The following is a 20673-nucleotide window of genomic DNA, read 5'->3' on the forward strand; positions in this document are numbered from 1 at the left end:
AGCGGGCGCCTTCCGATCACGAGGCCAGCACCTCGAAATGATCGGCCGACAACAAGGGTTTGCCCGTGAATTGAGCAATCTGGACCGCGTCGCCTGCACCGTTACCATCCGCGTCGTAGTACAAGGCGCCCGCTGCAGTGTCGTAGATGAGCCGTACATCACCATCGGCCGCTGCACTGCCGCTGCCCACTTGCAGAAGTTCCGACGGCAGAGCAACCGGCATGTCGTCGAAACCGGCGCCGAGGGCGTCAAATATCGTGGCGTCGAACACGATGCGGTCGTCGATGAGGCTGAAATCAGCAATCGTCTGCAGCGTGCCGTCAGCAGGAGCTGCGTCGAAGTAGAACACGTCCTCGCCGGCGCCACCGGTGAGCGTATTCAATCCATCTCCGCCGGACAGCCAGTCGTTGCCGGCACCACCCAGCAACGCGTCGTTTCCTGCACCACCCAGCAGCACGTCATCTCCAACTCCGCCGTCCAGGACGTTGTTGCCGCTGTTGCCCGTGATCACGTTGGCCAGCGTGTTGCCCGTGCCGTTCAGGTGTGCCGTGCCCGTCAGCACAAGATTCTCGACGTTCGCACCCAGCGCGTAGCTGAGCGCGCTGCGGACCGTGTCCGTCCCCGCGTTCAGCCCTTCGCTCACCACGTCGCGCGCGTTGTCGACGACGTAGGTGTCGTCCCCCGCTCCGCCCGACATGCTGTCGATGCCTTCTCCTCCGTCCAGCAGGTCGGCGCCTTCACCTCCCACCAGCACGTCGTTGCCGCCCAGACCGTACAGTTCGTTGTCCAGCTCGTTGCCCGTCAGCGCATTGCCCAGCTCGTTGCCCGTGCCCTCCAGCGCACTGCCTTCCAGCGTCAGGTTCTCAACGTTCGCCGTCAGCGTGTAGTCCACCGACGCACGCACCAGATCAACGCCCGAGCCCTTCACCGCCGTCTCGGTCACCACGTCGCCCGCGTCGTCCACAACGTAGGTGTCGTTGCCCAGACCACCCGTCATCGCGTCCGCGCCCGCGCCTCCGTCTATCACGTTCGCCGAGCCATTCCCCGTCAGCGCGTTCGCCTCGGCGTTGCCCACCAGATTGAACAGCCCCGCCCCCAGCACCTCAAGGTTCTCGACGTTGGCGTACGTCGTCTGCAGCGACAGCGTCACCGCTGCCTTGGCCTTGTGCCCGTACAGCACGCGCACCGTGTCCGTGCCTTCGCCCGGGTTCTCCGTCACCACGTCACCAGCCTGGTCGACGATGTACAGGTCGTCCCCCTCGCCTCCGATCAGCGTGTCCGCACCCGCTCCGCCATTCAGTTCGTCATTGCCTTCCAGACCGCGCAGCACGTTCGCCTGCGCGTTGCCCGTCAGCACGTTGTCCGCACCGCTGCCGCTCAGGTTGATCAGCCCGGCACCCGCCAGCGTCGCGTTCTCGACGAAGGCGTAGTCCGCGCCCAGATCCAGTTCCACCGCCACCCCGCTGGCGTTGGCCAGCGTGAAGCGCACGCTGTCCGTGCCCTCGCCGTCCGCTTCCGTGATCGTGTCGCCGATGTTGTCGACCACGTACTGGTCGTCGCCCTCTCCACCAATCAGCGTGTCCGCTCCAACTCCGCCGTCCAGGACGTTGTTGCCGCTGTTGCCCGTGATCACGTTGGCCAGCGTGTTGCCCGTGCCGTTCAGGTGTGCCGTGCCCGTCAGCACAAGATTCTCGACGTTCGCACCCAGCGCGTAGCTGAGCGCGCTGCGGACCGTGTCCGTCCCCGCGTTCAGCCCTTCGCTCACCACGTCGCGCGCGTTGTCGACGACGTAGGTGTCGTCCCCCGCTCCGCCCGACATGCTGTCGATGCCTTCTCCTCCGTCCAGCAGATCGGCGCCTTCACCTCCCACCAGCACGTCGTTGCCGCCTAGACCGTACAGTTCGTTGTCCAGCTCGTTGCCCGTCAGCGCATTGCCCAGCTCGTTGCCCGTGCCCTCCAGCGCACTGCCTTCCAGCGTCAGGTTCTCAACGTTCGCCGTCAGCGTGTAGTCCACCGACGCGCGCACCAGATCAACGCCCGAGCCCTTCACCGCCGTCTCGATCACCACGTCGCCCGCGTCATCCACAACGTAGGTGTCGTTGCCCAGACCACCCGTCATCGCGTCCGCGCCCGCGCCTCCGTCTATCACGTTCGCCGAACCATTCCCCGTCAGCGCGTTCGCCTCGGCATTACCCACCAGATTGAACAGCCCCGCCCCCAGCACCTCAAGGTTCTCGACGTTGGCGTACGTCGTCTGCAGCGACAGCGTCACCGCTGCCTTGGCCTTGTGCCCGTACAGCACGCGCACCGTGTCCGTGCCTTCGCCCGGGTTCTCCGTCACCACGTCACCAGCCTGGTCGACGATGTACAGGTCGTCCCCCTCGCCTCCGATCAGCGTGTCCGCACCCGCTCCGCCATTCAGTTCGTCATTGCCTTCCAGACCGCGCAGCACGTTCGCCTGCGCGTTGCCCGTCAGCACGTTGTCCGCACCGCTGCCGCTCAGGTTGATCAGCCCGGCACCCGCCAGCGTCGCGTTCTCGACGAAGGCGTAGTCCGCGCCCAGATCCAGTTCCACCGCCACCCCGCTGGCGTTGGCCAGCGTGAAGCGCACGCTGTCCGTGCCCTCGCCGTCCGCTTCCGTGATCGTGTCGCCGATGTTGTCGACCACGTACTGGTCGTCGCCCTCTCCACCAATCAGCGTGTCCGCTCCAACTCCGCCGTCCAGGACGTTGTTGCCGCTGTTGCCCGTGATCACGTTGGCCAGCGTGTTGCCCGTGCCGTTCAGGTGTGCCGTGCCCGTCAGCACAAGATTCTCGACGTTCGCACCCAGCGCGTAGCTGAGCGCGCTGCGGACCGTGTCCGTCCCCGCGTTCAGCCCTTCGCTCACCACGTCGCGCGCGTTGTCGACGACGTAGGTGTCGTCCCCCGCTCCGCCCGACATGCTGTCGATGCCTTCTCCTCCGTCCAGCAGATCGGCGCCTTCACCTCCCACCAGCACGTCGTTGCCGCCTAGACCGTACAGTTCGTTGTCCAGCTCGTTGCCCGTCAGCGCATTGCCCAGCTCGTTGCCCGTGCCCTCCAGCGCACTGCCTTCCAGCGTCAGGTTCTCAACGTTCGCCGTCAGCGTGTAGTCCACCGACGCGCGCACCAGATCAACGCCCGAGCCCTTCACCGCCGTCTCGATCACCACGTCGCCCGCGTCATCCACAACGTAGGTGTCGTTGCCCAGACCACCCGTCATCGCGTCCGCGCCCGCGCCTCCGTCTATCACGTTCGCCGAACCATTCCCCGTCAGCGCGTTCGCCTCGGCATTACCCACCAGATTGAACAGCCCCGCCCCCAGCACCTCAAGGTTCTCGACGTTGGCGTACGTCGTCTGCAGCGACAGCGTCACCGCTGCCTTGGCCTTGTGCCCGTACAGCACGCGCACCGTGTCCGTGCCTTCGCCCGGGTTCTCCGTCACCACGTCACCAGCCTGGTCGACGATGTACAGGTCGTCCCCCTCGCCTCCGATCAGCGTGTCCGCACCCGCTCCGCCATTCAGTTCGTCATTGCCTTCCAGACCGCGCAGCACGTTCGCCTGCGCGTTGCCCGTCAGCACGTTGTCCGCACCGCTGCCGCTCAGGTTGATCAGCCCGGCACCCGCCAGCGTCGCGTTCTCGACGAAGGCGTAGTCCGCGCCCAGATCCAGTTCCACCGCCACCCCGCTGGCGTTGGCCAGCGTGAAGCGCACGCTGTCCGTGCCCTCGCCGTCCGCTTCCGTGATCGTGTCGCCGATGTTGTCGACCACGTACTGGTCGTCGCCCTCTCCACCAATCAGCGTGTCCGCTCCAACTCCGCCGTCCAGGACGTTGTTGCCGCTGTTGCCCGTGATCACGTTGGCCAGCGTGTTGCCCGTGCCGTTCAGGTGTGCCGTGCCCGTCAGCACAAGATTCTCGACGTTCGCACCCAGCGCGTAGCTGAGCGCGCTGCGGACCGTGTCCGTCCCCGCGTTCAGCCCTTCGCTCACCACGTCGCGCGCGTTGTCGACGACGTAGGTGTCGTCCCCCGCTCCGCCCGACATGCTGTCGATGCCTTCTCCTCCGTCCAGCAGATCGGCGCCTTCACCTCCCACCAGCACGTCGTTGCCGCCTAGACCGTACAGTTCGTTGTCCAGCTCGTTGCCCGTCAGCGCATTGCCCAGCTCGTTGCCCGTGCCCTCCAGCGCACTGCCTTCCAGCGTCAGGTTCTCAACGTTCGCCGTCAGCGTGTAGTCCACCGACGCGCGCACCAGATCAACGCCCGAGCCCTTCACCGCCGTCTCGATCACCACGTCGCCCGCGTCATCCACAACGTAGGTGTCGTTGCCCAGACCACCCGTCATCGCGTCCGCGCCCGCGCCTCCGTCTATCACGTTCGCCGAACCATTCCCCGTCAGCGCGTTCGCCTCGGCATTACCCACCAGATTGAACAGCCCCGCCCCCAGCACCTCAAGGTTCTCGACGTTGGCGTACGTCGTCTGCAGCGACAGCGTCACCGCTGCCTTGGCCTTGTGCCCGTACAGCACGCGCACCGTGTCCGTGCCTTCGCCCGGGTTCTCCGTCACCACGTCACCAGCCTGGTCGACGATGTACAGGTCGTCCCCCTCGCCTCCGATCAGCGTGTCCGCACCCGCTCCGCCATTCAGTTCGTCATTGCCTTCCAGACCGCGCAGCACGTTCGCCTGCGCGTTGCCCGTCAGCACGTTGTCCGCACCGCTGCCGCTCAGGTTGATCAGCCCGGCACCCGCCAGCGTCGCGTTCTCGACGAAGGCGTAGTCCGCGCCCAGATCCAGTTCCACCGCCACCCCGCTGGCGTTGGCCAGCGTGAAGCGCACGCTGTCCGTGCCCTCGCCGTCCGCTTCCGTGATCGTGTCGCCGATGTTGTCGACCACGTACTGGTCGTCGCCCTCTCCACCAATCAGCGTGTCCGCTCCAACTCCGCCGTCCAGGACGTTGTTGCCGCTGTTGCCCGTGATCACGTTGGCCAGCGTGTTGCCCGTGCCGTTCAGGTGTGCCGTGCCCGTCAGCACAAGATTCTCGACGTTCGCACCCAGCGCGTAGCTGAGCGCGCTGCGGACCGTGTCCGTCCCCGCGTTCAGCCCTTCGCTCACCACGTCGCGCGCGTTGTCGACGACGTAGGTGTCGTCCCCCGCTCCGCCCGACATGCTGTCGATGCCTTCTCCTCCATCCAGCAGATCGGCGCCTTCACCTCCCACCAGCACGTCGTTGCCGCCTAGACCGTACAGTTCGTTGTCCAGCTCGTTGCCCGTCAGCGCATTGCCCAGCTCGTTGCCCGTGCCCTCCAGCGCACTGCCTTCCAGCGTCAGGTTCTCAACGTTCGCCGTCAGCGTGTAGTCCACCGACGCGCGCACCAGATCAACGCCCGAGCCCTTCACCGCCGTCTCGATCACCACGTCGCCCGCGTCATCCACAACGTAGGTGTCGTTGCCCAGACCACCCGTCATCGCGTCCGCGCCCGCGCCTCCGTCGATCACGTTCGCCGAGCCATTCCCCGTCAGCGCGTTCGCCTCGGCATTACCCACCAGATTGAACAGCCCCGCCCCCAGCACCTCAAGGTTCTCGACGTTGTCATGAAGAGTGACCGTCACGGCGTTACGTCCCGGATTCGCGTAACCAATCCGGACCGTATCGTTGCCCTCGTCCGCAAGCTCGGTGATGATTTCGTCTGCGCGGTCGATCACGTAGATGTCGTCACCTTCACCGCCGATCAGCGTATCGAGACCGCCACCACCGATCAGTGTGTCATTGCCGCCAAGGCCGGTCAGTACGTTGGCCTGTGCATTACCCGTGAGCGTGTTGTCGAGTTCATTACCGGTGCCGTCGGTAGCCGTGCCGATCAGGGTGAGGTTCTCGACGTTGTCGTCCAGCGTGTGGCTGACCGAGGCCAGTACCAGGTCAGTACCCTCGTCGGCGGCCTCGACGACGACATCGCCGGCGTTGTCGACGTAATAGACGTCGTCGCCTTCGCCGCCGTCCATGACGTCAGCGCCCGCCCCGCCGTTGATGAGGTCATTGCCGGCATAACCGTAGAGCGTGTCGTTGCCCGTGCCACCGCTGATGCTGTCAGCACCGTTCAGCATGTCGGTGAAGAACGTGGCCGTATCGACGGGAAGAAAGCCAAACGGACGTCCCGAATCGATATCCATCTCGACGTAGCGAGACAGTCCCGTCATCGACATCAGGGTCTGCGCTGTACCAGAACCGGCGCCGTCCGCATCGCGGCCATAGGAGAACGAGGTCACCGTGCCGCGGATCACTCCATAGTCATCCTCCACAAAGCTGCCGCCGTAGCTGACGGTCGTCGTGGCGACGCCGGAAACATCGCGCAGCGTGTAGGTCAGCGAGCTGTACCGTGCGGCGCCGGTCGTCATCGAAATACTTCCGACATACGCGATCGACTGCTCCGAGTTCCCGATCACCGCACTTGTCACGGACCCGCTGACATCGCCGTACACGTTTCCGCGCACGTTACCGCTCATCCTGATGTAGAACCCGTCGTACTCCGAATATGTGATGCGATTGATAGAGAACGAATTCCCGGTCATTCCGCTGCCATTGATGGTCATCTGCGCGTAGGTCGGGTAATACGTGCTTATGACGATCCTGGACGACGACACCGAATCCACATACCCGTAGCTGATCGCCATGAATATCGTATCGATCATGCCCTCGAGGTCGCTCGAGAACGCATCGAGCTTAGTCGCCGCCCGCCCCACGAATCCACCTAGCGTGTCAGTGAGGAAGGAGAGGCTGTTGTCCTGAGCGGTGATATTGGCCACGAGATGGTCCTGTGCAGTCGGATATTCAGATTGGGAGCTCTGGAGTATAACCACGCAACATTTCCGTACCCTGAAGACACAGTTTTTTTCACACTCCGCCCCTGCCTGATTCCGCTCGAACAGCCACACGGAAATCCCATGCCGTGCAAAGACAGAGAATCAACGGTACCGAGCGGATATCCGTCAGCGACAACGCAGAATCGCCGCTGTCATTGGGTAGGGGCCGACCGGACCCAAAAAAAAGGGCGCCGGCCTTGCGGCGCGGCGCCCCAACCTTGTCGATGCGTGACGACAAGGAGGGAGGTCGGTGGTGCTCAGTTCATCGGCGGGCACCTGCCAGCGCGGCGGTCGGAGCCGGGGCGCGGCCGGAGCGTCCGAACACGCCGCTCACCACCTGCCAGGCCACTGCCAGTGCGCCGACGATGAACACCACGTCGCCGAAGGTGCGCACCCAGCGCAGCGTTTCCAGCAGCGGCTGCTGCATGAATTCCTCGCTGCGTGCGTACCACAGCCCCTGACTGACGCTGGCGTGGAACTGGATCAGGCCGATCGGCAGCAGGCTTGTGGCGATCATCAGCACCAGACCCACGTTGAGCCCCCAGAAGCCGGTCTTCATCAGACGCTCGCCAAACTCCAGCTGCGGCCGGACGTAACGCAGCACCAGCAGCGTGAAGCCCAGCGCAAGGAAGCCATACACCCCGAACAGTGCGGCGTGCGCATGCACCGGCGTCGTGTTCAGACCCTGCACGTAGTAGAGCGAGATCGGCGGGTTGATCATGAAGCCGAATACGCCGGCACCGAGCATGTTCCAGAACGCTACCGCGACGAAGCACATGAGCGGCCACTTCAGCCTGGCCATCCACGGCGCGCGGTCCTTCAGGCGCCAGTTCTCCCACGCCTCGTGACCGAGCACGACCAGCGGCACCACTTCGAGCGCGCTGAACGAGGCGCCGACCGCCATCACCGGCGTGGTCGTGCCGGCGAAGTACAGATGGTGGAAGGTGCCGGGCACGCCGCCCAGCATGAACAGTGAGGCCGAGGCCAGGCTGGCCGCCGTCGCCATGCGGCCGGAAACGAGGCCGAGCGTCGAGAAGATGAAGGCCAGTGCGGTGGTCGCGAACACTTCGAAGAAGCCTTCGACCCACAGGTGCACGACCCACCAGCGCCAGTACTCCATCACCGACAGGTGAGTGCGCTCGCCGTAGGCGAAGCCCGCACCGTAGAACAGGCCGATCGCCACCACCGACGCGGTCAGCAGCGCCAGCAGATTCTTGTCGCCGCCAGGCGTGCGCAGTGCCGGCACCATGCCGCGCAGCATCAGCACCAGCCACAGCGCGACGCCGACGAATTTGCCGATCTGCCATACGCGGCCGAGGTCGACGTACTCGTAGCCCTGGTGGCCGAGCCAGAAGTTCAGCTCCGGCGGCATGACCTGCGCGATCGCCAGGTAGTTGCCGACGAAGGAGCCGACGACCACCACGACCAGCGCCCAGAACAGCACGTCCACGCCCAGCTTCTGGTACTTCGGATCGCGCCCGCCGTGGATCAGCGGCGCCAGGAACAACCCGGCGGCGAGGAAGCCGGTGGCGATCCAGAACAGCGCGCTCTGGATGTGCCAGGTGCGCACCAGCGAATACGGGAACCACTGCGACACGTCCATTCCGTAGAAGGTCTGACCCTCGACGGTGTAGTGCGCGGTGAAGCCGCCCAGCATCACCTGGAACACGAACAGCGCCACGACCAGGAAGAGGTATTTGCCGAGCGCGCGCTGAGACGGCGTCAGCGCGACGCGCGACAGCGGGTCCTGCGCCGGCGCGGCCGGGTCGCTCTCGTCCTGCTTGCGCAGGAAGGACCAGCCCCAGATCAGGAAGCCGACGCCGGCCATCATCACCACCACGCTGACGATGGACCACACCACGTTCTCCGCGGTCGGCGCATTGCCGATCAGCGGTTCGTGCGGCCAGTTGTTGGTGTAGGTGGCACTGGTGCCGGGCCGCTCGGTCGCCGCCACCCAGGCGGTCCAGAAGAAGAAGCCGGCAAGCTGCGCGCGCCGCTGCGGATCGGGCAGCGTGTTTTCCTTCATCGCGTAGCTTTCGCGCGAGCCCTGTAGCGCCGGTGCATCGCCGAACAGCTCGGCGTAGTAGTCGGCGGTGCGCTCGATCGCCTTCGCACGCAGCGTCGATACGGTGGCGATGCCGCTTGCGGCGTCGTAGGTGTTGCGCCGGTACTCGCGCTTCAGACGCGCGGCGAGCAGTGCCTGCGTGTCGGCGTCGAGTTCGGCATACGTTTTGCCGTGCGCGTCCTGCGCGGCCAGATCCAGCCAGGTCAGCAGTTCGCGGTGCAGCCAGTCCGCGGTCCAGTCCGGCGCCTGGTAGGCGCCATGGCCCCAGATCGAGCCGAGCTGCATGCCGCCGACCGACTGCCAGGCGGTCTGCCCGTCGAGAATGCCATCGTGCGTGTACAGCACGCGGCCGTCGTCGCTGACGATCTGCTGCGGTATCGGCGGCGCGCTGCGATACACCTCGACGCCGTAGTACCCGAGCAGCGAGAAGGTGACGATGAGCACGCCGATCAGCATGAACCACAGCTTGCGATAGTTACCCATGAGCGGTCTCCGCCTCGGCCGGTGCCGGATTCAGCCCTTCGAACAGGATGTTGTTCTCCAGGTGGATGTGTTCCATCAGGTCTTCGCGCAGCGCGGCCAGGCCGACGTAGAGCGCGCGCCAGGTATTGCAGGCGCCACGCGGCAGCGTGATGTCATCGGTCAGCGCTTCCAGCCGCTGTAGCGCTTCACCGTGCTGGTCGTGCTCGTTGCGCATCACCGTGACCGGCCCCTGCAGCGCCGCCGCGTGTCCGCGGGCGAGCATCGGGAACAGCACCTGTTCTTCCTTCTGCATATGGCTTTCCAGTTCCTGCTGCATCGTTGCCAGATGATCGGCGAGGCCGTTCGGGCAGTCCGGGCGATCGCCGTGCACCTGTTCGACCCGGCGCGCGAGGCGGGTCAGCTCCGGCAACTGTTCGCGATGGCGGTCATGGAAGCGGACCAGGATGTGCTCGATCAGCGTGGCCGCCGGCACCGTGCGCCAGTCGCGTTCCTCGCGCGTGGCCAACGACGAAAGGGTGCGTAGGCGATCGACGATGGGTTGCACTTCGATGCCGCGCTCGGCTGCCGCTTCCTGCAAGCTGTGCTTGCCGCCGCAGCAAAAATCGAGCTTGTGTTCGTGAAACACCTGGGTGGCACCGGGAATGCTGCGCGCCAGCGCGCCGAGGGATTGGTCGATCAGGTTCATGGCGAGAGCCTCGTATGGAAGAAGACACCCTCACTTCGCAAGGTCCGGGCCATGTGAATCGATCAAATGAAATCAACAAGCTGCGAAAATTAAGGTATTTTCGACCCTCACCAAGTGAGGTATTAAAAACCCTTAAAGGGTCATTAGAACCATGATGGAATCCCTGCTGCTCGCCGACCTCGTGTCGGAACTGCCGCCCGCGGTGCGCCTGCAGCGTCTGGTATCCAGCCTGCGCGCCCACTTCGGCTGTGGCGCGGTGGCGCTGTTGAAACTGGAGGAAGACAGCCTGCGTCCGCTGGCGGTCGACGGACTGGCGCGCGAAACATTGGGCCGGCGCTTCGTCGTCGGTCAGCACCCGCGACTGGCCACCATCCTGTCGCGCCGCGACATCACCAGCTTCGATCACGACAGCACGCTGCCCGACCCCTATGACGGTCTGCTCGACACCCGCATCGGCGAGCCACTGCCGGTGCATGACTGCATGGGCACCAGCCTGCACGTCGAGGGACAGACCTGGGGCGCGCTGACGCTCGACGCACTGCAGACCGGCACCTTCACCGAGGCGGCGCGCGACGACCTGCGTCGCTTCACCTTGCTGGTCGAAGCGGCGGTACGCGTGACCCGGCTGGAACAGGACCTGCACGCGCTGCGCCTGTCGCGTGGCGGCGAACCGGCAGACGCGCGCGCCACGGCGGACGAGGCTGAAATCATCGGCCACAGCGACGTGATCCAGCGTCTGCTGCACGAACTGAAGGTGGTGGCCGAATCCGAGCTGCCGGTGCTGCTGCTCGGCGAAACCGGCGTCGGCAAGGAGTTGTTCGCCCGTCACCTGCACCGCCATTCGCGCCGCGCCACGCAGCCGCTGGTCCATGTTAACTGCGCGGCGCTGCCGGAATCGCTGGCCGAAAGCGAACTGTTCGGTCACGTGAAAGGCGCCTTCTCCGGCGCCACCACGGACCGCCCGGGACGCTTCGAGGCGGCCGACGGCGGCACGCTGTTCCTCGACGAGGTCGGCGAACTGCCGCTGACCGTTCAGGCCAAGCTGCTGCGCGCGCTGCAGAACGGCGAAATCCAGCGCCTGGGCGCCGATCAGCCGCGACGCGTCGACGTGCGCGTGATCGCGGCGACCAACCGCACGCTGCGCGAAAGCGTGCGTGACGGCGCCTTCCGCGCCGACCTCTATCACCGGCTTTCCGTGTACCCGGTACCGATACCGCCGCTGCGCGAGCGTGGCAGCGACGTGCTGCTGCTGGCCGGCCGCTTCCTCGAACTGAACCGCGCCCGTCTCGGCCTGCGCAGCCTGCGTCTGTCGCCCGAGGCGGAAGACGCGCTCTGTCGCTATCCGTGGCCGGGCAATGTGCGCGAACTGGAACACGTGATCAGCCGCGCGGCGCTGAAGGTGGTGAGCCGTGGCGCTGCGCGCACCGACATCGTGTCGCTTCCGGCCGAACTGCTCGACCTGGACGGCCCGGCGCTGCCTGGCGTCATGCCCCCCCGGCCCACTGACGAAGCGATACCTGTCACCCTGATGCCGCTGCGCGATGCCGTCGACGCGACGCAACGCCGGCTGGTGCGGGCGGCGCTCGACGCTTGCGGCGGTAACTGGGCCGATGCCGCCCGGCGGCTGGACGTCGACCCGAGCAATCTGCACAAGCTCGCTCGCCGGCTCGGCCTCAAATAGCGATGACGGACTTTCCACTAATGCACAGTGCCGGTGCGCGCACACGCCGGCCGCCCCAAGCACGGAAGGACGCTGAAACAAAACAGACTGAAAATCATGCACTTGGCTTGCGCACACTAATTGCTTGAAGCCACCAACCCTTTCCAGCATGTAACCGGAGTCCTCCGTGTCCATCCACGTCGCGCTGAACCACGTCACCCACTACCGCTACGACCGTCCGGTCATGCTCAGCCCGCAGGTGGTCAGACTGCGTCCGGCGCCGCACGCGCGCACACCCATCCTGTCCTACTCGCTGAAGGCGACGCCGGGCGAGCACTTCATCAACTGGCAGCAGGACCCGCAGTCGAACTATCTCGCCCGCATCGTGTTCCCGGAGCGCACGCGCGAACTGCGCATCGAGATCGACCTGGTGGCCGAAATGTCGGTCATCAACCCCTTCGATTTCTTCCTCGAACCGGAAGCGGAAAAGATTCCATTCGGCTACAGCGAAGAGCAGACGCACGAGCTCACCCCCTATCTGGTGAAACTGCCGCTCGGCCGCGACAACGCGCCCAAGTTCTCGCGCTGGGTCGATAACGCGTGGGCGCTGTGCAACGGCGGGCGTGCCAGCGTGGACTTCCTGGTCGCGCTGAACCAGCAGATGCAGAACGACATCCGCTACCTGATCCGCATGGAGCCTGGCGTGCAGACGCCGGAGGAAACGCTGCAGAAGGCCAGCGGCTCCTGCCGCGACTCGGCCTGGGCGCTGGTGCAGGTGCTGCGCCACATCGGCCTGGCTGCGCGCTTCGTGTCCGGCTACCTGATACAGCTGACGCCGGACGTGAAATCGCTGGACGGCCCGAGCGGCCCCGAGAAGGATTTCACCGATCTGCACGCGTGGTGCGAGGTGTATCTGCCGGGCGCCGGCTGGATCGGGCTGGACCCGACTTCCGGCCTGTTCGCCGGCGAGGGCCACATTCCGCTCGCCTGTTCGCCCGAACCGTCGTCGGCCGCGCCGGTCAGCGGCTTCAGCGAGAAGTGCGAGTCGGAGTTCGAACACCACATGAAGGTCGAGCGCGTGTGGGAAGCACCGCGCGTGACCCGGCCCTACAGCGACGCGCAGTGGTCGCGCATCGAAACGCTGGGCCATCGGATCGACGCAGATCTCAAGCTGCACGACGTGCGACTGACCATGGGCGGCGAACCCACCTTCGTGTCGGTGGATGACCGCGACGGCGCCGAATGGAACACCACCGCCGACTCGCCGCCGGAAAAGCCGACAAAACGCCTGCTTGGCGCCGAACTGCTGGCCAAGCTGAAGGCGCGCTACGCGCCGGGCGGTCTGTTGCACTACGGTCAGGGCAAGTGGTATCCGGGCGAACAGCTGCCGCGCTGGTCGCTCAGCTGCTTCTGGCGCCGCGACGGCGAACAGATCTGGACGGATTCCGGCCTGTTCGCCGACGAATCCGTCGATTACGCACTGACCGAAGGCGACGCGGCGCGCTTCCTCAACGTACTGGCGGCCCGCCTCGGCATCGACGGCAAGCACGCCTTCCCGGCCTACGAGGATGTCTGGTACTACCTGTGGCGCGAGCGCAAGCTGCCAGTGAACGTCGATCCCTTCGACGCCCGGCTGGACGATCCGCTCGAACGCGAGCGCATGCGCCGTGTGTTCGACCAGGGCCTGGACAGCGTGGTCGGCCACGTGCTGCCGCTGGCACGTACGCCGGCCGGCGACGCCTGGCAGAGCGGTCCGTGGTTCCTGCGCACCGAGCGCTGCTATCTGGTTCCGGGCGATTCGCCGCTCGGCTATCGGCTGCCGCTGGACTCCCAACCGTGGGTCGCCGCCACCGACTACCCCTGGGTGCATGCCGCCGACCCGATGGCACCGCAGACCGCACTGCCGCAATGGCGCGACATCGCCTGGCGCATGCAGACGCCGCTCGCCGGCCTGACCGGCGACCGCGCGCAACGTCTGGGCTATGCCCTGCCGGACAGCGGCAGCCCGGTGGCGCCCTCCACCGACCGCCGCCCCGACGCCTTCGAGTCCGCCGCCTGGATCACCCGCACCGCACTGTGTGCGCAGGTGCGCCACGGCGTCATGTACCTGTTCATGCCGCCGCTGACGGCGCTGGAGGACTACCTCGAGCTGGTGACCGCGATCGAGGCGACCGCTGCCGACTGCGGCCACCCGGTCGTGCTTGAAGGTTACGAGCCGCCGCGCGACGCCCGCCTCGAAGTGCTGCGCATCACACCCGACCCCGGCGTGCTGGAGGTGAACATCCAGCCTTATCGTTCGTGGGACGACATGGTGGCCGGCACCACCTTCCTGTACGAGGCGGCGCACGAAACCCGGCTCGGCACTGAGAAGTTCATGATCGACGGTCGCCACAGCGGCACCGGCGGCGGCAACCACTTCGTGCTCGGCGGCGCGACCGTGTCCGACTCGCCCTTCCTGCGCCGGCCCGACCTGCTGCGCAGCCTGATCAGCTACTGGCACAACCATCCGTCGCTGTCCTACCTGTTCTCCGGCCTGTTCATCGGCCCGACCAGCCAGGCGCCGCGCATCGACGAGGCACGCAACGACGCCGTATACGAGATCGAGATCGCCTTCGCCGAAATCGAGCGCCGCACGCGCGACATGGGCTATACGCCGCCGTGGCTGATCGACCGCATCCTGCGCAATCTGCTGGTCGATTCGACCGGCAACACGCACCGCACCGAGTTCTGCATCGACAAGCTGTTCTCGCCCGACGGCCCGACCGGCCGCCTCGGCCTGCTCGAAATGCGCGCCTTCGAAATGCCGCCGCACGCGCGCATGAGCCTGACCCAGCAGCTGCTGCTGCGCGCGCTGATCGCCCGCTTCTGGCAGCAGCCCTACCAGCCGGCGCGCCTGAAGCGCTGGGGCACCGAACTGCACGACCGCTACATGCTGCCGCACTTCGTCTGGGACGATCTGCGCGACGTCGTCGACGAGCTGCGCAGCTTCGGCTACACGATGGAGCTTGACTGGTTCGCGCCGCACTTCGAGTTCCGTTTCCCGAAGATGGGTGCCTTCGCCGCGCGCAATGTGCAGGTCGAACTGCGCAGTGCGCTCGAACCGTGGCACGTGATGGGCGAGGAAGGCGCACCCGGCGGCACCGTGCGCTATGTCGACTCCTCGGTCGAGCGGCTGCAGGTGAAGGTGCAGGGGCTGGTGGACGACCGCCACGTGCTGGCGGTAAATGGCCGGCGCATTCCGCTTCAGCCCACCGGGCGCGTCGGCGAATTCGTCGCCGGCGTGCGCTACCGCGCATGGCAGCCGGCGACCTGCCTGCACCCGACCATTCCGCCGCACAGCCCACTGGTGTTCGACCTTGTGGACGACTGGATGAAGCGTTCGATGGGCGGCTGCCAGTACCACGTCGCCCACCCGGGCGGCCGCAATTTCGAAACCTTCCCGGTTAATTCCTACGAAGCGGAAGGCCGCCGGCTGGCGCGCTTTTTCGCCATGGGCCACACGCCGGGCCAGGTGTCCGCCCCGCCCGAGGAACGCAACCCGAACTTCCCGTTCACGCTGGATCTCAGGCGATGAAGGGAAGCGTCCGCATTACGGCCCCATAACTTTTCACAGAACCGCCCACCGGCAAGGCCCGCTCAGGACCGGCGCCTGCAACAACTCAGGCGCAGTCGTCGGTTCCGTGGGAGAGAGCTTGCTCGCGATTGCGGCGTGGATCGCCGCGCCCTGCCCTGAAGCACGGACGTTCCCGCGAGCATCCCGGCCGGCCCACCTCATGGACTGACTTGCGGCCTGCGCCGCGCGCCGGCCTGCGGCACAATGCGGCTTTCGCATCACGCCCTGCCCGTCTTGATCCACTGGACCCGTCAGATGCTGTGGCGGCTGCTCGCCGCGGTGTCGGTACTGTTGGGCGTCATTGGCGCCTTCCTGCCCGTACTGCCGACCGTGCCCTTCTTGCTGCTCGCCGCCTGGGCCGCCGGCCGTGGCTGGCCGGCGCTGGAGGCGAAGCTGCTCGCCCATCCGACGTACGGACCACACATCATCCACTGGCGCACGCACGGCGCAGTGCCGCGTCGCGCCAAGTGGCTGGCCAGCGTGATGATGCTGTTCAGCGCCACCACGCTGTGGTTCAGCCCGGTGCCGCCCTGGGTGCGCGGCAGCGTGTGGCTCATCCTCATCGTCGTCGCCAGCTGGCTGTGGACGCGGCCCGAACCGGCCGGCGACGATTAGCCTGAAACGGCGTCAGGCGAGCGCCGGGTAGTCGGTGTAGCCCTCGGCGCCGCCGCCGTACATCAGCTCGGCGCGCAGCGGATTCAGCGGCGCGTTGTCGCGCAGCCGGCGCACCAGATCCGGATTCGAGATGAAAGGCTTGCCGAAGGCGATCGCGTCGGCCGCGCCCGCGGCCACCTTCGCCTCCGCACTGGCGCGATCGAAGCCGTTGTTCACGATCCAGCCACCGCCGAAAGCCTTCTTCAGCGCGTCGTAGTCGAAAGGCTGCGCCAGATCCGCCGGTTCGCGCGGACCGCCGGTCTCGCCCTCGATCATGTGTACGAAAGCCAGGCCCAGCGGCGCTAGCACTTCGACCAGGCGGCCGTACAGCGCCTGCGGATGGCTGTCGCGCGCCGTGTCGCTGAAGGTGGTGATTGGCGACAGACGGATGCCGGTGCGCGCCGCACCGATTTCCGCCGCCACCGCCTGCATCACCTCGACGACCAGGCGGATGCGGTTGTCGATGGAACCGCCATAGGGACCGCTGCGGTCATTCACGCTGTCGCGCATGAACTGGTCCAGCAGGTAGTTGTTGGCGGCGTGCACCTCGACGCCGTCGAAACCGGCGTCGATCGCATTGCGCGCGGCGCGACGGTAGTCGTCGACGATGCCCGGCAGTTCGTCGTCACGCAGCGCCCGGGGTTCGGACACCGGCACGAAACCCTCCTTCGTGTAGGTCTGCGCATTGGGCCGACGCGCGGTCGAGGACACCGGCGCCGCACCGCTCGGCAACAGCGAGGTATGCGAAATGCGTCCGACGTGCCACAGCTGCAGCACGATGCGACCGCCCGCGGCATGCACCGCATCCGTCACCTTGCGCCAGCCGGCGACCTGCTCGGCCGAGTGGATGCCCGGGGTGTCGAGATAGCCCTGCGCCATCGGCGAAATCTGTGTCGCCTCGGCGATGATGAGGCCGGCACTCGCGCGCTGGCGGTAGTACTCGACGGTGAGCGGCCCCGGCACATTGCCGGCCTGGGCGCGGTTGCGCGTCAGCGGCGCCATGACGATGCGATTGGCGAGGGCGATGTCACCCAGTCGGGTCGGTTCGAACAGCGTGGTCATTCGGTTCTCCATTTATGGATGGGGTTGGGGTCGCGACCTGGGCAGCGCCCCGGAAGAAAACAGGTTCAGAAACCCTGCAGCACGATCTTTCCGCGTGCGCGGCCGCTTTCCAGCAAGGCGTGCGCGCGGCGCAGATTGGCGGCATTGATGACACCGAAATGCTCGCCCAGCGTGCTGCGCAGGCGGCCGGCGTCGACCATGTCGGCCACCTCGTCGAGCAGGCGACCCTGCTCGGCCATGTCGTCGGTCTGGTAGAGCGACCGCGTGAACATCAGTTCCCAGTGCAGCGACAGGCTCTTGCGCTTCAGTGCGAGCACGTCGAGCGGATGCGCCGGATCGTCGATCAGGCCCAAACGGCCCTGCGGCGCCAGCGCCTCGACGATCTGCGGGTAGTGGTGATCGGTGTGGGTCAGGCTGGCCGCGTGCGTGACCGATTCGATACCGGCGTCGCGCAGCGCTTCGGCGAGCGGACGGCGGTGATCGATCACGTGGTGCGCACCGAGCTGCGTCACCCAGTCGGCGGTCTCGCTGCGCGACGCCGTGGCGATCACCGTCGTGCGGGTCAGCACCCGGGCAAGCTGGATCATGATCGAGCCGACACCACCGGCAGCGCCGACGATGAGCAACCGGCCTTCAGCGTCACGCAGTTGCAGCCGGTCGAACAGCAGTTCCCACGCGGTGATCGCGGTCAGCGGCAATGCGGCCGCCTCGGCAAAACCGAGGGAGGATGGCATGCGACCGACCAGGCGTTCATCCACCGCCTGGAACTCGGCGTTGCTGCCCTGTCGGGTCAGGTCACCGGCGTACCAGACGCGGTCCCCCGGGCGAAAGCGCGTGACCTGCTCGCCCACCGCCTCGACCACGCCGGCCGCGTCCCAGCCGGGCACGCGCCAGGCACCGTCGGCCGGCGGCGCGTGGAAGCGACGCACCTTGGTATCGACCGGATTGACCGCGACCGCCTCGATGCGCACGAGCAGATCGCGGCCGCGGGCCTCGGGCCGGGCGAGCTCGACATCCACCAGGCAGTCCGCGCGCTCGACCGGCAGATTTTCTCTGAATGCAACGGCTTTCATGCTGCAACTCCTGTCCAGTTCATCGGAGCATGCTACAGACTGGCAGATGAATTGATAATCCAGCCCTCACTCAATACATATTCAAATATTTATTGAAAATTGAGTTGCCATGAATCCGCGTGATCTGACGCTTTCCCAGCTCGAACTTTTCGTGCGCATCGCCGACGCCGGCTCGCTCAGCGCCGCTGCACGGCAGTTGCAGCTGACACCGGCCGCCGCCAGCGCCGCACTGAAGCGACTCGAATCGGCCTTCGGCGCGCGGCTGGTCGAGCGCTCGACGCGTTCGATGCGGCTGACCGCCGAGGGCGAACTGCTGCGCGACCACGCCCGGCGCGCACTGGGCGACATCGACGACGCGCGCGCCCTGCTGGGCGCCGGCCGCGAAACGCTGTCCGGCGACATCCACCTCGCCGCGCCGTCGGACCTCGGCCGCGGCGCGCTGTCAGCGATGCTGGACCGCTTCATCGAACAGCACCCGGGCGTGCGGCTGACGCTCTATGTGTCGGACACGCTGCAGGACCTGGTACGCGAGCGGGTCGATCTGGCGGTGCGCTACGGCGAACTGCCGGATTCGTCGCTGATCGCGCGCCGATTGCACGTGACCCGGCGCGTGGTGGTGGCTTCACCGGATTACATCGCTCGACACGGCGCGCCACAGCAGCCATCGGAGCTGACGCGGCACAACTGCATCGCGCTCTATCGCAGCGGACGCCCGCATCTGGCCTGGCGCTTCGAGCGTGGTGGCGTCGACACGACCGTGCGCGTGCAGGGCAACCGGCTCGCCTACGACGGCGCACTGGTGCGCCAGTGGGTGCTGCAGGGTCTGGGCATCGCCACCAAGGCACGGCTGGACGTGGTGGACGACCTGCACGCCGGGCGCCTGGTCGAACTGCTGACCGACTGGCGCGGCGAGGATTTCCCGCTGCACGCAATGCTGCCGGCCGGCCGGCACATGCCGCTACGGGTCAGGCGCCTGCTCGACCATCTCGGCGAACAGTTCGCTCAGATCGAGCCGGACGCGCTGAGCGGCGGCTGAGCGATGCGTATCGGCCCGCGCCAGTCGGCATCCGGATCTCGCACGTTGCCGCCCTGGGTGACGACGACGCGACCTTCACGCGCCAGCCGACGGGCGACGTCGCGGATCTTGGGCATCAGCGGACGCCAGTCGTCGGGCGACAGCACGCGCGCGACTTCGGACGGACAGATCGAGCGCCCGGGCGCACGCCCGGCGACCCGTGCGAGCAGCACTTCCGCGACCCGGTCGTCGCTCAGCGCGTCATCGGCCGCGCCGGATCGCTGCACCACTCGCTCCACGAACCGGGATAGAGCTGCGCCCCGGACAGGCCGGCCACTTCGAGCGCCAGCAGGTTGTGGCAGGCGGTGACGCCGCTGCCGCACTGCATGATCAACGAGGCCGGATCGCGGCCGCCGATCAGTTCACGCCACTCTGCGCGCAGCACGTCTGCCGGCTTGAAGCGGCCGTCGTCGCCGATATTGAGCTTGAAGAAGCGGTTCACCGCACCGGGAATATGGCCGCCGACCGGGTCCAGCGTCTCGTTTTCGCCGCGGAAGCGGTCGGGCGCGCGGGCATCGACCAGCAGGCGTCCGCCGCTGCGCAGACTGGCGAGCACGGCGTCGGCGTCCAGCGTCGGTTCGACCGCGCCAAGCGGATAGTCGGTGGGTGGCAGATCGCGCACCGTCGTGTCGAGCGCGCCGCCGAACGCCTTCCACGCGCTCAGGCCACCATCGAGCACCGCGGCGTCGCGGTGACCGACCCAGCGCAGCATCCACCACAGGCGGGCCGCGAACATGCCGCCGGCGTCGTCATAGGCCACCACGCGGTGCGCCGGCGAAATGCCGCGCGCCCCGAGCAGCCTAGCGAAATCCTGTGGCGACGGCAGCGGATGGCGACCGTTGCGGCCATTCTTCGGCGCCGACAGGTCGCGATCCAGATGCATGAACAGCGCGCCGGGGATGTGCGCTTCGCGCCACGCCGCCTCGCCGGATTCCGGCTGCGCAAGATCGTGACGGCAATCGACGATGACCAGGCGGGCATCGCCCGCCGAGGCGGTCAGTTCGGCCGCGGAAATGAGCACACTCATCGTTCAGACGGTCTCCGCAAGCCAGTCGCGCGCAGCCGCTTCGTCGTCGAACACGGTCACGTCGGCGTCGACGAACACCTGCGACAGCCAGGCCGTCCACGCCACCCACGGCGTGCCGGCGATCACTGCGACCCGTCCGAAATCGTGGCTGTGCGCGCGTGCGAACCGCAGTTCCTCGAGCGCCATGTCGAGCGTGAAGTCGGTCATCTGCCGCAGGTCTATCAGCAGGTTCACGACGCCTTCGAACTTGATCCGGTAATTGACCAGATCCTCGAACTCCCGATAGTCAGCCAGCGTGAATTCGCCGAAGGCCGTCACCGTCACCAGGTTGCCGCTGTATTCGCTCGTGATCATTTTTCTTCCCTCCAGGGGTCTGCCGACACAGAGGCGGGGCGCGCC

Annotated in this window: 12 protein-coding genes; 4 read left to right on the forward strand and 8 right to left on the reverse strand. The window is 66.6% G+C overall.

Going from position 1 to position 20673, the window contains the following annotated elements:
- Positions 1–16: 16 nt before the first annotated feature.
- The 3 genes from WDZ97_RS10745 to ytfE form a co-directional block, all read right to left on the reverse strand.
- Positions 17–6820, reverse strand: a complete 6804-nt coding sequence (locus WDZ97_RS10745; RefSeq protein WP_425762740.1) for a hypothetical protein — start codon at positions 6818–6820, stop codon at positions 17–19.
- 319 nt (positions 6821–7139) lie between these two features.
- The gene (locus tag WDZ97_RS10750; RefSeq protein WP_425762741.1) at positions 7140–9425 is read right to left on the reverse strand and encodes a nitric-oxide reductase large subunit; all 2286 of its coding nucleotides are present in this window, start codon (positions 9423–9425) and stop codon (positions 7140–7142) included.
- Positions 9418–10110 carry an iron-sulfur cluster repair protein YtfE gene (ytfE, locus tag WDZ97_RS10755; protein WP_425762742.1) on the reverse strand — a complete coding sequence of 231 codons (693 nt, stop codon included), beginning with the start codon at positions 10108–10110 and terminating at the stop codon, positions 9418–9420. The genes WDZ97_RS10750 and ytfE overlap by 8 nt, the downstream gene beginning before the upstream one ends.
- Positions 10111–10264: 154 nt before the next feature.
- Between ytfE and norR the strand changes: the two genes are divergently transcribed.
- From norR to WDZ97_RS10770, 3 genes are all read left to right on the forward strand, one after another.
- Entirely contained in the window at positions 10265–11791 is a 1527-nt protein-coding gene (gene norR, locus WDZ97_RS10760) for a nitric oxide reductase transcriptional regulator NorR (protein WP_425763015.1), read from the forward strand.
- A 166-nt stretch (positions 11792–11957) separates the two neighbouring features.
- Positions 11958–15344 carry a DUF2126 domain-containing protein gene (locus WDZ97_RS10765; RefSeq protein WP_425762743.1) on the forward strand — a complete coding sequence of 1129 codons (3387 nt, stop codon included), beginning with the start codon at positions 11958–11960 and terminating at the stop codon, positions 15342–15344.
- 294 nt (positions 15345–15638) lie between these two features.
- Positions 15639–15998 carry a YbaN family protein gene (locus WDZ97_RS10770; RefSeq protein ID WP_304004231.1) on the forward strand — a complete coding sequence of 120 codons (360 nt, stop codon included), beginning with the start codon at positions 15639–15641 and terminating at the stop codon, positions 15996–15998.
- A 12-nt stretch (positions 15999–16010) separates the two neighbouring features.
- On the opposite strand, the gene WDZ97_RS10775 is transcribed toward WDZ97_RS10770, so the two are convergent.
- Positions 16011–17099: an alkene reductase gene (locus tag WDZ97_RS10775; protein ID WP_304004076.1), complete on the reverse strand. Its 1089-nt coding sequence runs from the start codon at positions 17097–17099 to the stop codon at positions 16011–16013.
- A gap of 65 nt (positions 17100–17164) precedes the next feature.
- Positions 17165–18172 carry a zinc-binding alcohol dehydrogenase family protein gene (locus tag WDZ97_RS10780; protein WP_425762744.1) on the reverse strand — a complete coding sequence of 336 codons (1008 nt, stop codon included), beginning with the start codon at positions 18170–18172 and terminating at the stop codon, positions 17165–17167.
- Between the two features lie 109 nt (positions 18173–18281).
- On the opposite strand from WDZ97_RS10780, the gene WDZ97_RS10785 reads away from it, so the two are divergent.
- Positions 18282–19208, forward strand: coding sequence for a LysR family transcriptional regulator (locus WDZ97_RS10785; RefSeq protein ID WP_425762745.1), 927 nt, complete (start codon positions 18282–18284; stop codon positions 19206–19208).
- Here the strand turns inward: WDZ97_RS10785 and WDZ97_RS10790 are convergent.
- The 3 genes from WDZ97_RS10790 to WDZ97_RS10800 are packed head-to-tail and all read right to left on the reverse strand — an operon-like array spanning position 19175 to position 20628.
- Positions 19175–19474 (reverse strand): DUF3253 domain-containing protein, encoded by a 300-nt coding sequence (locus tag WDZ97_RS10790; protein ID WP_425762746.1) that lies wholly within the window; start codon positions 19472–19474, stop codon positions 19175–19177. The genes WDZ97_RS10785 and WDZ97_RS10790 overlap by 34 nt on opposite strands.
- Positions 19441–20274, reverse strand: coding sequence for a sulfurtransferase (locus WDZ97_RS10795; protein ID WP_425762747.1), 834 nt, complete (start codon positions 20272–20274; stop codon positions 19441–19443). The genes WDZ97_RS10790 and WDZ97_RS10795 overlap by 34 nt, the downstream gene beginning before the upstream one ends.
- A 3-nt stretch (positions 20275–20277) precedes the next feature.
- Positions 20278–20628 (reverse strand): STAS/SEC14 domain-containing protein, encoded by a 351-nt coding sequence (locus tag WDZ97_RS10800; RefSeq protein ID WP_020163630.1) that lies wholly within the window; start codon positions 20626–20628, stop codon positions 20278–20280.
- Between the last annotated feature and the right edge of the window lie 45 nt (positions 20629–20673).

Source organism: Methyloversatilis sp. MC4-4, assembly GCF_049843555.1.
Lineage (GTDB): Bacteria > Pseudomonadota > Gammaproteobacteria > Burkholderiales > Rhodocyclaceae > Methyloversatilis > Methyloversatilis discipulorum_B.

Coding starts and splice junctions, on each gene's coding strand:
- WDZ97_RS10750 (WP_425762741.1), bottom strand. CDS start 9,425: ATGGGTAACTATCGCAAGCTGTGGTTCATGCTGATCGGCGTGCTCATC.
- ytfE (WP_425762742.1), bottom strand. CDS start 10,110: ATGAACCTGATCGACCAATCCCTCGGCGCGCTGGCGCGCAGCATTCCC.
- norR (WP_425763015.1), top strand. CDS start 10,265: ATGGAATCCCTGCTGCTCGCCGACCTCGTGTCGGAACTGCCGCCCGCG.
- WDZ97_RS10770 (WP_304004231.1), top strand. CDS start 15,639: ATGCTGTGGCGGCTGCTCGCCGCGGTGTCGGTACTGTTGGGCGTCATT.
- WDZ97_RS10775 (WP_304004076.1), bottom strand. CDS start 17,099: ATGACCACGCTGTTCGAACCGACCCGACTGGGTGACATCGCCCTCGCC.
- WDZ97_RS10780 (WP_425762744.1), bottom strand. CDS start 18,172: ATGAAAGCCGTTGCATTCAGAGAAAATCTGCCGGTCGAGCGCGCGGAC.
- WDZ97_RS10785 (WP_425762745.1), top strand. CDS start 18,282: ATGAATCCGCGTGATCTGACGCTTTCCCAGCTCGAACTTTTCGTGCGC.
- WDZ97_RS10795 (WP_425762747.1), bottom strand. CDS start 20,274: ATGAGTGTGCTCATTTCCGCGGCCGAACTGACCGCCTCGGCGGGCGAT.
- WDZ97_RS10800 (WP_020163630.1), bottom strand. CDS start 20,628: ATGATCACGAGCGAATACAGCGGCAACCTGGTGACGGTGACGGCCTTC.